This is a genomic window from Streptomyces sp. G5(2025), from assembly GCF_049542075.1.
Lineage (GTDB): Bacteria > Actinomycetota > Actinomycetes > Streptomycetales > Streptomycetaceae > Streptomyces.
This window is the reverse complement of sequence record NZ_JBMUZT010000006.1, coordinates 587,511-601,919: the sequence shown is the minus strand read 5'-3', so window position 1 is coordinate 601,919 and position 14,409 is coordinate 587,511. Positions and strand designations below refer to the sequence as shown.

Annotated in this window: 15 protein-coding genes and 1 pseudogene; 10 read left to right on the top strand and 6 right to left on the bottom strand. The window is 70.1% G+C overall.

The annotated features are described in order from the left end of the window. The first annotated feature begins 112 nt into the window (after positions 1-112). On the top strand, positions 113-862 hold the full coding sequence (locus ACOBQB_RS13475) for a dienelactone hydrolase family protein (RefSeq protein WP_423591721.1): 750 nt from the start codon (positions 113-115) through the stop codon (positions 860-862). Between the two features lie 25 nt (positions 863-887). Here the strand turns inward: ACOBQB_RS13475 and ACOBQB_RS13470 are convergent, their stop codons facing one another. From ACOBQB_RS13470 to ACOBQB_RS13460, 3 genes are all read right to left on the bottom strand, one after another. Continuing rightward, complete coding sequence (locus ACOBQB_RS13470) at positions 888-1,901, bottom strand: RICIN domain-containing protein (protein WP_423591719.1); 1,014 nt, start codon at positions 1,899-1,901, stop codon at positions 888-890. Between the two features lie 121 nt (positions 1,902-2,022). After that, complete coding sequence (locus tag ACOBQB_RS13465) at positions 2,023-3,027, bottom strand: RICIN domain-containing protein (protein ID WP_423591717.1); 1,005 nt, start codon at positions 3,025-3,027, stop codon at positions 2,023-2,025. 177 nt (positions 3,028-3,204) lie between these two features. Beyond that, entirely contained in the window at positions 3,205-3,774 is a 570-nt protein-coding gene (locus ACOBQB_RS13460; protein ID WP_423591715.1) for a cysteine hydrolase family protein, read from the bottom strand. Positions 3,775-3,991: 217 nt separating this feature from the next. Here ACOBQB_RS13460 and ppk2 point away from each other — a divergent pair, with 217 nt between their 5' ends. Then, positions 3,992-4,966 carry a polyphosphate kinase 2 gene (gene ppk2 / locus ACOBQB_RS13455; protein WP_423591713.1) on the top strand — a complete coding sequence of 325 codons (975 nt, stop codon included), beginning with the start codon at positions 3,992-3,994 and terminating at the stop codon, positions 4,964-4,966. Between the two features lie 234 nt (positions 4,967-5,200). Here ppk2 and ACOBQB_RS13450 read toward each other — a convergent pair whose 3' ends face one another. Together ACOBQB_RS13450 and ACOBQB_RS13445 are read right to left on the bottom strand one after the other, a co-directional pair. Further along, a complete protein-coding gene (locus tag ACOBQB_RS13450) occupies positions 5,201-6,229 on the bottom strand; it encodes a ketopantoate reductase family protein (RefSeq protein ID WP_423591711.1) in 1,029 nt (342 codons plus the stop codon). A gap of 447 nt (positions 6,230-6,676) precedes the next feature. After that, positions 6,677-7,609 carry an endo-beta-N-acetylglucosaminidase H gene (locus ACOBQB_RS13445; RefSeq protein ID WP_423591710.1) on the bottom strand — a complete coding sequence of 311 codons (933 nt, stop codon included), beginning with the start codon at positions 7,607-7,609 and terminating at the stop codon, positions 6,677-6,679. Between the two features lie 270 nt (positions 7,610-7,879). On the opposite strand from ACOBQB_RS13445, the gene ACOBQB_RS13440 reads away from it, so the two are divergent. Beyond that, on the top strand, positions 7,880-9,184 hold the full coding sequence (locus ACOBQB_RS13440) for a cation:proton antiporter (protein ID WP_423591708.1): 1,305 nt from the start codon (positions 7,880-7,882) through the stop codon (positions 9,182-9,184). 171 nt (positions 9,185-9,355) lie between these two features. Next, on the top strand, positions 9,356-9,700 hold the full coding sequence (locus ACOBQB_RS13435) for a GNAT family N-acetyltransferase (RefSeq protein ID WP_423591706.1): 345 nt from the start codon (positions 9,356-9,358) through the stop codon (positions 9,698-9,700). Between the two features lie 478 nt (positions 9,701-10,178). Here ACOBQB_RS13435 and ACOBQB_RS13430 read toward each other — a convergent pair. Further along, a pseudogene (locus tag ACOBQB_RS13430) lies at positions 10,179-10,708 on the bottom strand (STAS domain-containing protein); the annotation flags it as partial. On the opposite strand from ACOBQB_RS13430, the gene ACOBQB_RS13425 reads away from it, so the two are divergent. The 6 genes from ACOBQB_RS13425 to ACOBQB_RS13400 all read left to right on the top strand — a co-directional run bounded on the left by ACOBQB_RS13425 (position 10,647) and on the right by ACOBQB_RS13400 (position 14,179). Then, on the top strand, positions 10,647-10,868 hold the full coding sequence (locus tag ACOBQB_RS13425; RefSeq protein WP_423599008.1) for a hypothetical protein: 222 nt from the start codon (positions 10,647-10,649) through the stop codon (positions 10,866-10,868). The pseudogene ACOBQB_RS13430 and the gene ACOBQB_RS13425 sit on opposite strands and share 62 nt — an antisense overlap. 228 nt (positions 10,869-11,096) lie before the next feature. Then, on the top strand, positions 11,097-12,782 hold the full coding sequence (locus ACOBQB_RS13420) for a ribonuclease J (protein ID WP_423591704.1): 1,686 nt from the start codon (positions 11,097-11,099) through the stop codon (positions 12,780-12,782). A 332-nt stretch (positions 12,783-13,114) separates the two neighbouring features. Beyond that, on the top strand, positions 13,115-13,366 hold the full coding sequence (locus tag ACOBQB_RS13415) for a hypothetical protein (RefSeq protein ID WP_423591702.1): 252 nt from the start codon (positions 13,115-13,117) through the stop codon (positions 13,364-13,366). 98 nt (positions 13,367-13,464) lie between these two features. After that, positions 13,465-13,683 carry a hypothetical protein gene (locus ACOBQB_RS13410; RefSeq protein ID WP_423591700.1) on the top strand — a complete coding sequence of 73 codons (219 nt, stop codon included), beginning with the start codon at positions 13,465-13,467 and terminating at the stop codon, positions 13,681-13,683. Between the two features lie 35 nt (positions 13,684-13,718). Further along, positions 13,719-13,886 carry a hypothetical protein gene (locus tag ACOBQB_RS13405; protein WP_423591699.1) on the top strand — a complete coding sequence of 56 codons (168 nt, stop codon included), beginning with the start codon at positions 13,719-13,721 and terminating at the stop codon, positions 13,884-13,886. After that, entirely contained in the window at positions 13,868-14,179 is a 312-nt protein-coding gene (locus ACOBQB_RS13400) for an AarF/UbiB family protein (protein ID WP_423591698.1), read from the top strand. Before ACOBQB_RS13405 ends, ACOBQB_RS13400 begins: the two co-directional genes overlap by 19 nt. The last annotated feature ends 230 nt before the right edge of the window (positions 14,180-14,409 follow it).

Genomic DNA, 14,409 nt, shown 5'->3' with positions numbered 1-14,409 from the left:
ACCGGTACTCGGGGGAGGACCTCCGTGATCGTATGGTCGTCGAGTCGAGCTCTGGTCGACCGCGACCCCCACGGCCGCGCACACGCGCCGGCCCATGGAAGGAAGAACCGCCGTGCCCACGAAGACGCTGCAGATCCCCACCCCGGACGGCCGGGCCGACGCGTTCGCCGCCTTCCCCGACCGTGGCGGGCGGCACCCAGGGGTGCTGCTGTACACCGACGCCTTCGGTACGCGGCCGGTGTTGGAGAAGATGGCCGGCGAACTGGCCGGGCACGGGTACTACGTGCTCGTCCCCCACCTCTACTACCGCCACGGCCCCGCACCGGTGATCGAGCTTCCCGAGCACATCGGGGAAGCGGAACGCCCCGGGGTCTTCGCCCGCGTGATGCCCCTGATCGAGGCGCACACCACCGAGCGCGCCCTGCGTGACGCCGACGCCTACCTCGGCTTCCTCGCCGCCCAGCCCGAGGTCGCCGCCGGACCGGTCGCCGTGGTCGGCTACTGCATGGGCGCCGTCCTGGCGATGCGCACCGCGGCGGCGTACCCCGGGCGGGTGGCCGCCGTCGCCGGGTTCCACCCCAGCCCTCTGGTCACCGAGGCACCCGACAGCCCGCACCGCCTCGTTTCCCGGCTCACGGCCGAGGTCCATCTCGGCCTCGCCGAGAACGACATGTCGCCCGAGGCCATCGGCGAACTCGGCGAAGCCCTCGGCGCCGCGGGTGTCGCGTACACCTGCGAGGTCTACCCCGACACCGTCCACGGCTTCACCATGGCCGACACCGACGCCTTCGACGCCTCCGCGCTGCGGCGGCATTGGGACCGCCTGCTGCCCCTCCTCGACCGCGCCCTGGCCGCCGGCTGACGTCGGGCCTCGCGCGTCGTCACGACTACAGCGGCTGCATCCGCCACACCTGATCCGCGTGCGCCGTACGGTCCCACTGCTCCGCCTGGGCACCTTCCCCCGTGCTCTGGCCACGGATGCCGACGTACTTTCCGCTGCGGAGATTGGCGAGTGTGTACGTGCGGTTCTCCGCGGGCCCTTCCGGCGCCATGGCCCACGTATGGAATCTGTAGCCGTCACAGGAGAACTGGTTGACGTTGGCGCCGTTGTCCAGGCTTCCGTTGCTGACGGCCAGGCACTTGCCGCTGTTCTGGTTGACCACGGCTACCTTGCCCTCGCCCAGTTCGACGATGTGCCAGCGCTGGTCGGTGCTGCCCGCGCACGTACGCTGGATCGCTCGGGCCCCGTCCGCCCCGCTCTGGTCGAGGATGCCGAGGCATTTGCCGCTGTGGGCGTTGACGAGCGTGGTGTCCCACTGCCGCGGCGGCTGCTGCTGGGCGAAGTTCGCGCCCGGCTGCTGCCCGCAGTCCCACTGGCGCAGCGCCGCGCCGTCGGCGGTGGACGACTCCGTCACCTCCAGGCACTTGGGCGGGGTGGACGTCATGGTCCGGAAGCCGACGCCGTCGCCGATGGGCACGATCCGGAAGCTCACGGAAAGGCCGCTTCCGCATGCGGCCAGCCGGACCGCCGCCCCCGCTGCCGGGCTGCCGTTCTCCACGCCCACGCACGTGCCGCTCACCGCGCTGACGATGTTGACCGCGTCGCTGCTCGCGCCCGAGGCCTGGAGATACCAGCGGGCGGTGGGCTTGCCGAAGCAGCGGCCCTGGCGCACCGGCTGGCCGAGCGCGGACGTGGGGGTCTCCATGCACAACTTGCTGTGCGTGTTGGCGATGTTCACCACCTGCGCGGCGGAGAGGCGCGAGGCAGGTGCAGGAGCAGGGACGGGGTCAGGAGCGGCGGCGTGCGCGGGGAGGCTCAGGGCTGCCGCCAACACGGCACACAGCAGAGCGACGAGGATGCCGACGAAGCCGTCTCCTTTCCCGCGGTCCGGTCTGTTCATCCGAGGACTCTCCCTTCTTCGGGGGCGCACGTGACAACGTCACGATCGATGGCACACGCTGACAGAGGCGGCTGACGGGTTGCTGACGTGAGCGGATGCTCGTCGCCGAAGCAACGTTCCCTCACACGGTGTCGATGAAGAACACCTGGTCGGTGCGGTCGGTGCAGGGCTCCTGCTTGGCCGTGGCGCCCTCCGCCGTGGAGCTGTTGGTGATCCCCACGCAGAACTTCCGGTCGGGCGTGTAGAGCGTGTAGATCCGGTAGGTGTTGGGCACGGGCGTGTCGACCGCCTCGATGTAGAACACGTTGGCCCCCGCGCAGTCGCTCGTGGGCTCCAGCATGTCGGCCACCGTGCTGACGATGAAGATGGTGAGGCAGCGGATGCCTGCCTGGGTGCTGTGCCACTGGAGCTTGAACAGGCCATTGCCCTGCGGCACCAGGTATGTGCGCGGCGACGTGGCCTGCGCGCACGAACGCTGTACGGCCACCGGGGCGTTCAGGAACCCGGCGCGCCCCTCGGTCAGGCACAGCCCGGACGCGCTCGCCGGACGGATCTTGATCCAGCCCTCCTGGAGCCCGCGGAAGTTCCCCTGGACGAAGTTCGCGCCCGGCTGGCGGTCGCAGGACCACTGGCGCAGCGCCGTACCGTCCGCGGTGGCGGAGGAGGTGACCTCAAGGCACTTGCGCGGACTCGCTGTCATCGGTTGTATCAGCGCCGCGTCCCCGTGGTCCTCGAACTGGAAGCTCGTTCCGGCCTGATGGCCGCAGTCCGCCTGTACGACGGCGGCACCGTTGTCGGAACTGGAGTTCTCCACCGCCATGCACTTGCCGCTGAGGACGCTGACGATCTGCACCGCACCGCCGTGCACCGAGGACTCCCTCAGCGTCCACAACGCCCCCTCCCGCCCGGCGCAGCGCCGCTGCTTGACAGGCTCGCCGGTCGCCTGCGTGGCCACCTCCAGACACATGCCGGTGTGGGTCGCGGCGATGTTGACGCCTTGGCCCGCCGCGGCGGTCGCGGGCCGGGCCGCCGGGCCGCCGACCGTCACCAGGGCCAGGAGCAGCGCCAGAACCAGGACCAGGGGCGGTGCGGCCGCGTACGGGCGGGGTGAACGGAACCTCAGCATGGAGTTCTCCATCCCTGTGGGATCGAGCCCGCCCCCGGCGGGCTGAGCCGCCGGCTCGGCTCGCGCGGACGCGGGCATGGCGGCGCAGATGCTGCCTGCCGGTGCTGACACCGCTCTGACGCGGGCGCGCCGACGGGGCGGTTCGACCTACGTCACGCCCGTGACCCGTCGCGTACCTCACTCACGAACACTGGCTCCGATCGTCTTGAGCCGCCCGTCGACGGTCACGACATCCGCCCACTGCGGGAACAGCCTCTCCACGAGGACCCGGTGCACCTCGGGATCGGTGTCCAGGCAGGCGCCGGAGAGGACGGTGAGGCCGAAGTCCATGTCGTTCGCCTGGCAGAGGGTGGACAGCACCACAGCGCTGGTGGCGATGCCGGTGAGTACGAGACTGTCGATACCGCGCGCCCGCAGCACCACGTCCAGGTCGCTGCCCGAGAACGCGCTCGCCCGTCGCTTGGTGACCACCACGTCACCCGGCCGTGGCGCGACCTCGGGGTGGATCTCGGTGCCGGGGGCGCCCTCGACGTAGAGACCGGCCCGCGCGATGGCGGCGAGAGGTTTGTTGCGGGTGCCGACTTCGGGGAAGCCGGGGCGTAGCGCGATGACCACGTAGATGACGGGTATGTCCGCGGCCCGGGCCCCGTCGATCGCCGCGCGCAGGCGCGGCAGGTATCCGCAACCGCCGTCGGCGATGTCCACGATGGCCTGTTGGACGTCCATCACGAGAAGGGCGCTGCTCATGTCGTGTGTCTCCAGTCGTGTGTCTCCAGGAATGGAGTCGGTTCGGCGGGGCAATGGGCCGGGTGTGCCCATCGGTCGAGAGCCCTCGGACAAGACAGGGCGGCTGCTGGGCCAGGTCGCATACGGCCCACCTGTGCCTCGTCCCCCGAGGGCGGCGAAGACTGAGTTAGGGTCGGGCTGTCTGTCTTTCTGTCGTGTTTGCGTCGAGGAGGGGCCGTTGAAAAAGGACGATGACGCGGAGAATCTGCTCGACGGACTGAGCGTGGACGAGTCCCGCCCGGAGCGCCCCGTGCTCCTGGACGAGCAGGGGCTTCCGCTGCGGACGTGGCGGGAGAACTACCCGTACTCGCAGAAGCTGCAGCGCAAGGAGTACGAACGCCGCAAACGGGTCCTCCAGATCGAACTGCTCAAGCTGCAGAAGTCGGTCCGCGATCAGGGGCTGCGCATCGTCGTGCTGTGCGAGGGGCGCGATGCCGCCGGAAAAGGCGGCACCATCAAACGCTTCACCGAGCGGCTCAATCCCCGTGGGGCGCGGACGGTCGCGCTGGACAAACCCACCGAGCGTGAAGCGAGCCAGTGGTATTTCCAGCGGTACGTCGCGCACCTCCCGGCCGAGGGCGAGATCGTGTTCTTCGACCGGTCCTGGTACAACCGCGCGGGGGTCGAGCCCGTCATGGGGTTCTGTACGCCCGAGCAGCACCGCCAATTCCTGCGCCAGGCCCCGCTGTTCGAGAAGATGCTGACCGAGGACGGCATCATTCTGGTGAAGTTCTGGTTCTCCGTCTCCAGGGCCGAGCAGCGTACGCGTTTCGCGATCCGCCAGGTGGACCCCGTCCGTCAGTGGAAGCTTTCGCCCACCGACGTCGCCTCGCTCGACCTGTGGGACGCGTATACCCGCGCCAAGGTGGAGATGTTCCGCGCCACCGACACCGCACACGCGCCATGGACCGTGGTGAAGACGAATGACAAGAGACGCGGACGCCTCGAAGCCATGCGTCATCTCCTGCTGCGCGTCGATTACGAGGCGAGGGACGAAGGGGCGGTGGGCAAGGCCGACCCGCTGGTGATCGGCGCGGCCGACACGCTTCTGGAACCCGGGGAGGACCCGACGGACCTCTCGCCCAGCCGACTCGCCAACACCGACGAAGGCCCCGGACAGCACCCGGCCGACCAGGACCCATCCGCTCTGTAGCCCGGGCCGGGCCGGGCAGGGCCGGGCCGGTCGCTTCGGGTGGCGGGGCGGCGGAGTTTCCGACCGCCGAGCGCGTCACCGGCGTCGCGGTTCGGTGCTCCTCGGCATCGGCCCGGCGGGCGTGCACGAGATCCGCCCGGACGCTCCCCGGTCCGCGTGCTGGACGGGACCCGGCGGACATCACGCCGGACCCGGTGGCGTGTATCGACGGCCACACGCTGAGGCCTGCGAGCCTCAGCCGGCGACGCCCGCGGCTATGCGCCCGCTCAGCTCCTCCGCCGTCAGGCCGCCCGGCTCCCGGCTCTGGCGCACGCTCTGCCGGGCGGCGTCCTGCAACGCCGCGTTCACCGGGGTGGGCACGCCGTGCTCCCGGCCGAGCAGCACCAACTCCCCGTTGAGGTAGTCCGTCTCGATCGACCCCGCGCCCCGCGCCAGGCTCTGCCAGGACGAGCCGCGGGTGCGCTCGCCCGGCATCGGCTGCGGTTCGACCGTACCGCTGCGCAACTCGGTGATCTCGGCGCCGCTCGCGTAGGCGATGCCCGCGGCGTCGAGGACCGCCGCGCCCTCGGCCTTCGACCGGGCGACCAGGTCCTGGGCGGCGGCGTCCGCGGCCGAGCCGCACACGGCCTCGACCACGTTGGCGAGGTTGCCGAGGAGTTTGCCGTACTTCCAGCGCATCACGTCCGCCACCACCGGAGCCAGGAAGTGCGCCTTCTCCAGGTCGTCCGCGATGCGCCGGGCGGTGTCGTCCACGCCCGTCCCGTACCGGCCGACAGCTGACCCGTACCGGCCGATGACCAGGGCGCCGGTGTACGGGCCGCAGGGCGCGACGACCTCGCCCGGGTTCAGGTGGGTGCTGGGCAGGATGACGCAGACGCCGTACACCTCGCGGAAGCGGCGCAGCGCCAGACGTTCGTTCACCACGCCGTTCTGCGCGCACACCAGAGGCAGACGCTCACCCGCGGTGCCGCCGCCCGCCACCGGGCGCGCGGCCCACGCGTCCAGGGCGGCCACGCTGTCCTGGGTCTTGACGGCCAGCACGAGCACGTCGTCGGCGCGCAGTTCGACGTCCTCGGGCCGTGCCACGACGGGCACGTCGTCGAGGGTGAGCGTGCCGGTGGGGACCATGAGCCGCAGACCGTTGGCGCGCAGCGCCTCGAAGTGCGCGCCGCGGGCGACCAGGACGACGGACCGGCCGCTCTCGTGCAGCCGCCCCCCGATCGAACCGCCCACCGCTCCGGACCCGATGATGATGTAACGCATGGTGCTCCCTGGCTCTCCGCTTCGGGTGTCGTTCGCTTCGAAGCGGCTCTGTTCTGCTGTCAGTTGAAAGTGTCGGCGGCGCCGGTCAGGACGTAACCTCCCACGTGCATAGGGGACTTATCGCCCCTTGGCGCGCCGCGCCCACCGTACCCCGCAGGCGTTTCTCCCCCGCGAAGATCCGCGTGGGCCACCCGCGCAACGGTTCAGGGGCGGTGCCGGCGGCGCGCCGCCGCCGCTTTCCACCGCCCGGCGGTGGGCACTGATCGCCATGTCTGTGGCATGGTCTGCGTCCAGCTCGACGTGGGTGAACAGCGCGTATTGCTGCCCACCGGCCACGGGCCCGCAACCCTCCGGCCGCCGTGGCGCACGGCGGAGGTCGCCACGGCGGTGTGGTCACCGCATGCCGCGCCTACGACATCGTTGTCACAGGCGCGGCGTGCGGACGCCTCACGGCGTGTAGGTGGCGTCACTTCCGTACAGCTCTCGGGTGAACGCGGAGACATCGGCACTGCGATCGGCGCCGTTGAGGTTGTACGTCAGATACACGCCGTACCCTTCGCGGACGGTGCGGCGGGCGAGGCTCGCGGCCGTGCTCCGCGAGGTCCGGCCGATCTCGACGGCCGCCGGCGACAGCTTCGACTTGGGCAGGGCGATGCGGGGGACCTGCCAGGTGCCGTAGTACGGGTTCCAGGCGTAGTCGAACTCGGCGGAGACGTCGACGCCGCCGTAGGAAAGGCGCGACGCGGCCGGACCGATGTTGTAGAGACTGATGATCTTGTCCGGCATGTCCGCGCGCAGCGCCGTCACCAAGTGCACGAACGAGCTGCTGTTGGGCTGCCCGGTGCCGTTCTTGCCGTACTCGGCGTACTCGTCGTCGAAGTCGATGCCGTCGAGGCCGTACTTGGTGACGGCGCCGGACAGCTGTTTCGCGAACGCCGAGGCCGCTTGCTGGGACGGGAAGTTGGCGAAGCCCGCGCCCTGATGGTTCCCGAGCACGGAGAGGACGACCTTGATGCCCTTCGCCTGCAACGGCCGTATCTCCGTGGCAGCGTTGTCGAGGACACGCTGCACGTTCTCGTTGAAGTGCAGATACGCCGCCTTTGTGTTCGTGTCGTAGTTGATGTTCGCCGCGAAGATCACGGCGACGTCGAAGACGTTGCCGCCGCCGTTGGCGAGGGTGTACTTGCCAACGTTGAGCATGCTGTTGTCGTTCACCTCGACGTACGCCACCGAGGTCGGCCCCTTTTTCGCGGGAGCGGGGCCGGGGGCCGCTGCCGCGCCGGTCGTGGCGTTCGTGGCGGTCGTTCCGAAGGTGAGGGCCGCGACGGTCGCGAGAGCGAGCGCGGCCGTTCGTACTCTGCTTCGTGCCAGAGTGAACATCGCTGAGTGGTCTCCCATCGTATGGGTCGGCGCCCGACCTGTTCGAAAGCGCCGAGTGAGCCCTGTGAGTTTTCCACTGCCGCGACCGAACCCCCAGGGTCGTGCGCCGACTTCTCGGAACGTCCACGCCTCGCCGCTGTCGGGCTGGTGATCGTCCGCGGCAGGGTGTCGTTGTGGTCATGGAGGGTTAGACGTAGGTCAGGCATTCGAAAGCTGAGGAGTTCCGATGAGCCGCCTACTTCACTGCGCCCTGGTGACAGGTGCAGCGCGGTGACTCTTGCCGATGTGGTGTTCGCGTGGCTGGGAGTGGGGGCGTTCCTCGCGGCGGTGCTGCCGCGGGTGGTGGCGGGGCGACCCGTGTCGTTGCCGGTGGTGTTCCTGGTGAGCGGCATCGTCGTGTATCTGCTCCCGGTGCCGTTGCCGGCGGTCGACCCCGTGGAGCAGCGGCTCGTGGCGGAACACGTCACCGAGGTGTGCGTCATCATCGCTCTGATGGGCGCCGGGCTGGCGCGCAACCGGCCGGTGGGCCGACGCATGTGGGCCTCGACCTGGCGTCTGCTGGGCATCACGATGCTGCTGACCGTCGTGGTGACCGCCGTGGTGGCGTGGTGGCTGCTGGACTGGCCACCGGCCGCCGCGCTGCTGCTCGCGGCGGTCCTCGCGCCGACGGATCCCGTGCTCGCCTCGGAGGTGCGCGTGGGGGAGCCCACCGAGGACAAGCACGACGAGGACGAGGTGCGGTTCGCCCTCACCAGCGAGGCTGGCCTCAACGACGGGCTGGCCTTCCCCGTCACCTACGCGGCGATCGCGCTGGCCGCCGCCGCGGGCAGCGGCTGGTCGGGGGAGTGGATCGGTACGTGGGCGGCCAAGGACGTCGCGTTCAAGTGTGTCGTCGGTGTGCTGAGCGGGTTGGTGATCGGCAAGCTGCTGGGCTGGCTGTTCTTCCGGACCCGTTCCTCGGTGCTGCGGCTGGCCGAGTACCGGGAAGGGTTCGTCGCGCTGGGCGCCACCTTCCTGGCGTACGGGGTGACCGAACTCGCCGGAGGCTACGGCTTCCTCGCCGTGTTCACCACCGCCTGCGCGGTCAGGGCGGCCGAGCGGGCCCACGGCTTCCACAACGTGCTGCACGACTTCGTGGAACAGGTCGAGCGGCTGCTGACCGCGACACTGCTGTTCCTGCTGGGCGCGTTCATCGCGCTGGGCGGCCTGGCACCGCTGACCTGGCAGGGCGCCGTGACCGGTCTGGTGCTTCTGCTGGTGGTCCGGCCGCTGGCCGGGTGGGCCGGGCTGCTGGGGGGCCGCCTGCGGGGCTGGGAGCGCTGGGTCGTGGCGGGATACGGAATTCGCGGCATCGGTTCGCTGTACTACCTGGCCTACGCGCTGGGGCAACAGGACTTCTTCGTCCCGGAGCGGGAGCTGTGGGCGGTGGTGACGTTCACGGTGCTGGTGTCGGTCGTACTGCACGGTGTCACGGCGGGGCCGGTGGTGGCACGTCTGGACCGGCGGCGGACTGCGGAGCCGCCGAGCCGCGGAGCCCTCAGGGCCGGGGGCGGGACGGGGAGCCGAGCCGCATAGGCCGAGGCCCTCCGCCTTTGCTCCGCTCGGGTGGTCTTGCGGGGTTTTCCCGCCGCGCTCCCGGGTCTTTCGTCTTGGATGTCCGAAGGCGTCCGCGCCCCTGGCGCCGGCACCCGAGGCATCGCGGACAAGGGCTGACAAGGCGGACAAGGGCAGACAAGGGCTGACTGAGTGGATCGGCAGGTGTCTTTCGAGCGCGTCTTCCCGGCGTTGCCCGCCGGCCGTCAGGCCGTCTCCGTCTTGGACGCGGGCCATCGCCTGGTGGGTTGTCTCGAATACCAGGTCTGCCACGTGTGCCGAATCGGGTACGTGGCCAACATCGCCGTCGCCAGTCACTGGCAAGGCCAGGGACTCGGCCGCGATGTCCTGCACACGGCCCTGGCTCCGTGCGGGGGGTACACCTGGTCCACGTCCCGGCAGTCGTCCGAAGGACGGCGCTTCTTCGCCGCGATGGAGGAGGAGACAGACGTCGCCTTCCCTGCCGGCGGCGTGCAGTGCTCACACATGACGTCTTGAGGGGTCCGCCCCCACGTCCGAGCGGCGGCACACTACGCCGCGCGCGGTGGGGCTCAGGAAAGAACGGGGAGGCATGCTCATCCCTCCCGGGGAGGGGCGGGCCCAAAGCTGTTGCCCGAGGAGGTCGGCCACGCCCCGTGGAGGACCGGGACCAGACCGGGGTCGGCCGGGCCGTCGAGTCCGGCATCAAGAGCGCGTAAAACTTGCCGGAAGGCGGCAGTGAACTGTGCCGCCCTCCCGGTCCAGGATGGGCGTGGCAGATACGGAGGCACGGCCCCGGTGCCGGGTTACGGAAGCGGGATCCGTCATCGGGGCCGGAGCTGCGGCGCGTTCAGGGGGCAGATCGCCCCGGGCGGCGCTGCGCCGGCAAGACACCTACGGTCGGCAGCAGACCAAGGACGAACGAACACGGCGGACTCAGGACGTACGACGTACGACGTACCCGGCACCCTCTCCCCGCCAACTGGGCGGCGGCTTCTCAGTGGCCGGCGGTGAGCTGTCCGGCGAGCTTGCCGTGCATCTCGGCGCTGGGCTTGTTGAGACCGATGATGGCGACCTTCTTGCCGCGGTGGGCGTACTTGGTCTCGATGGCGTCCAGAGCGGCCACGGAGGACGCGTCCCAGATGTGGGCGCCGGAGAGGTCGATGACCACGTCGTCGGGGTCATCCTTGTAGTCGAACTGGGTGACGAGGTCGTTGGAGGAGGCGCAGAACAGTTCGCCGGTGACCGCGTAGACGACCTGGTTGCCATCGGGGTCGACCACGCCGGAGACCTGAGCGAGGTGGGCGACGCGCTTGGCGAAGACGAGCATGGCGGTGAGGGAGCCGACGACGCCGATGGCGAGGTTGTGGGTCGCCACGACGCAGGCGACGGTGATGACCATGACGGTGGTCGCGCCGATCGGCATCCGCTTGAGGGTCCCGGCCGGATGGAGTGCCAGTCGAAGGTGGCGACCGAGACCAGGATCATCACCGCGACCAGGGCTGCCATCGGGATGGTCGCCGACACCGATGACCCGCCGCGGGGCGAGGAGAAGGAGCGGCTGTGCGAGCGTCTGGACTCCTACCGGAAGGTCACCGACGCCCGCTGCGAGAAACTGCGCGCGCAGCTGATGGCGGCCGAGGACTTCGCCGCGACGCTGCGTCGTCGGCTGGGGGACGGGAACTGACCGGGGCGTGCTCCAAGCCGTGCGGGCCGCGACCACCGTCATCGTGGTTGCGGTCGAACGCCCGCATGCACGTACGTACGTACCAACGCACGTACGCGTACGCAGGCTGACGGTGCCGCGGGGCGGCGGCTGCTTCTGCCGCCCCGCGGCACCGTCAGCCGACCCCTCGGGAGAACACGACCGCGGACACAAAGGATCAACCATGCGAGTCTCCGGTAGCGTCAACGTATGAGTCATCCGCACCCAGAGCTGAAAGCCGCCCCGCCGCTGCCCAAGGGAGGGCTGAGGGTCGTCGCCCTCGGTGGTTTGGGGGAGATCGGCCGCAACATGACCGTCTTCGAACACGCGGGCAAGCTGCTGATCGTCGACTGCGGCGTCCTGTTCCCCGAGGAACACCAGCCCGGCGTGGACGTGATCCTGCCGGACTTCACCTCCATCCGGGACCGCCTCGACGACATCGTGGCGATCGTGCTGACCCACGGTCACGAGGACCACATCGGCGGCGTGCCCTACCTCTTGCGCGAACGGTCCGACATCCCCGTTGTCGGCTCGAAGCTGACGCTGGCGTTCTTGGAGGCCAAGCTCAAGGAGCACGGCATCCGGCCGCGTACGGTGCGCGTGCGGGAAGGGGATCGGCGCCGTTTCGACCCCTTCGAATGCGAGTTCGTGGCGGTCAACCACTCCATTCCGGACGGCCTCGCCGTCGCCCTCCGCACCGGTGCGGGCATGGTGCTGCACACCGGCGACTTCAAGATGGACCAGTTCCCCCTCGACCAGCGCATCACCGACCTGCGCGCTTTCGCCCGCCTCGGCGAGGAGGGCGTGGACCTGTTCCTGACCGACTCCACCAACGCCGAAGTCCCCGGCTTCACCACCTCCGAACGCGAGTTGAATCCCGCGATCGAGCAGGTCATGCGGACCGCGCCGCGCCGCGTGATCGTCTCCAGCTTCGCCAGCCATGTGCACCGTATCCAGCAGGTCCTGGACGCCGCGCACCAGCACGGCCGCAAAGTCGCCTTCGTCGGCCGTTCGATGGTCCGCAACATGGGCATCGCCCGTGACCTCGGCTATTTGAAGGTTCCCTCCGGCCTGGTGGTCAACGTCAAGGAACTGGAGAACCTGCCCGACCGCAAGATCACCCTGGTGTGCACCGGCTCCCAGGGCGAACCGATGGCCGCGCTGTCCCGGATGGCCAACCGCGACCACCAGATCCGCATCGGCAAGGGCGACACGGTTCTCCTCGCCAGCTCCCTCATCCCGGGCAACGAGAGCGCCATCTACCGCGTCATCAACGGCCTGACGCGGTGGGGCGCGAACGTCGTCCACAAGGGCAACGCCAAGGTGCACGTCTCCGGGCACGCGAGCGCCGGGGAACTCGTGTACTGCTACAACATCGTCAAGCCCCGCAACGTCATGCCGGTGCACGGCGAGTTCAAGCACCTGCGGGCCAACGCCGATCTGGCCATCCGTACCGGCGTCGACCCCGACCGGGTCGTCATCGCCGAGGACGGTGTCGTCGTCGACCTCGTCGACGGGCGCGTCTCGATCACCGGGAAGGTGCCGGCGGGCAACGTCTACGTGGACGGCATGGAGGTCGGCGGCGCCACCGAAGCCTCCCTCAAGGACCGCCGTACTCTTGCCGAGGAGGGTGTGGTGACGGTGGTGGCGATCGTCGACGCGGACACCGGCGCCCTGGCCGAGGCCCCCGACTTCCTGGCCCGCGGCTTCGTCCACGACGAGACCACTTTCGAGTCGGTCGTCCCCGTGATCGAGAAGGCCCTGGCCAAGGCGGCCGAGGAGGGTGTCGGCGACGCTCATCAGCTCGAACAGCTCCTCGCGCGCGCCGTGGCGAACTGGGCGTTCCGCACCTACCGCCGCAGGCCCCTGATCATCCCCGTGATCATCGACGCCTGAGACGCCGGACGCCCGACGTCGGCGCCACCGCCGAAGCCGGAGGCAGGCAGGGGGGCACCCTGCCGGACACCCTGCCCCTGATCCGCGCGAGTGCCGGGCGGGGCGACTCGAAACGGGTGTGGGCTGCGCCCGGATTCACCGTCTCTCCTCCTGCGCGGGGACGGCATACCGGGCGGCGAGGCCGGTGATCGTCGCCCGGTCCGGGGAGGCGCCCGCGTTGAGGGCGGTCAGGGTGGTGTCGCAGATGTCGAGGGTGAGCGCACAGAACTCCCTGATCGGCCCTGCGGGATGGAGTCTTTGCAGGCGCGGGCCGCGGGCAGGTGGCGGCCCGCGTGGCGGACCGCGACGGCCGCGTCGGCCGGGCCGAGTTCGTCACCGGCACACTGAACGTCACGGGCGCCCCGTCCTCGTACGTACGAGAGGGCCTGCTCCCGGCGGTGGAAGCCGTCTTCGATGTGGTGGACGGCGACGGCAGCGGCCATCTGGACATGGCGGAGTACCGCACGGTCTTCGGCCCCAAACTGTATCCGGCCGACCTCAACCGGGCCTTCCACGAGCCGGACAGTGACGGGGCGGACGAGTGACCAAGGCCGAGTTCCTCGACGCGCTCGACCAGTTCTTCACCATTCGTGCGGACTTCGAGGCAGGCGCGCGCCTGTTCGGCCGCTGAGAGGAGCGTTCCATGAGGGGCGGGGACCCCCGCCCGCTGCGCGTACTGCTGCGCACCCGCGACGGACGGCTGAGGAAGACCGGGGCGCACGGGGAGATCGTATGCCCGGAGGAGTTCCGGGCCCTGCTGCAGGCAGGCGAGCGGCTACGGGTGAGGCACGAGAGCACCGGCGCCGACTGCACGCTCGACACGGCGGCCCAAGTGAGCGCGGCCTGCCTCCCGGCGCCGTGAGACCTGTTCAGCGTATCCGGGGACGGGGCGTCGATATGAGCCCCGGCCGCAACCTCCTGGTGGCCCGGCCGATGACCCTGCTCGTCTCCGACGTGCTCGCCTCGCGCGAACGCATCGACGTCGAGCAGTCCGCCCTGGCCGGACAGCGGCGTCGGGCCCGCCGAATCCGGGAGACGATCGAGCGTTGGGCCCGTTCTGGGTGAAGGTGGGTCAGATCCTGGCGACGACGCGCTCGGACGTGGTCTCCGGGGCGGTGCTCGGCGAGCTGGCCCACCTCCAGGACGCGGTCCACACAGAGCCGTTCGCGGTCTTCGAGCCCGTGCTGCGCGAGGAGTTGGGGCCGCGCTGGCGCTCGCTGTTCCGCGACATCGACACCGCAACACCCCTGGGGTCCGCGTCGCGCGCCCAGGTCTACCGGGTCGTCTTCGCCGACGGCCGGGTCGCGGGCCTGAAGGTGCAGCGGTCGGCATCCGCGCACGCGTCTACGCCGACATGAGCCAACTCCTGCGCGCCGCACGGGTCGCGAGCCGCGCTGTCCCCCGTATCGGCTCGGTACTCGACGTCGAGGCGACCCTGCGGATCGTCTTCGACTGCATGCAGTCCGAACTCGACTTCACGGCCGAGGCCCGCCTCATGGCCCAAGGCCGCCGCATAGCAGGGGACTTCAAAGACGTCCACGTCCGAGGGTTCTTCGGCTGCGTGTGTATTGCGCGGCCATGCGGCCAA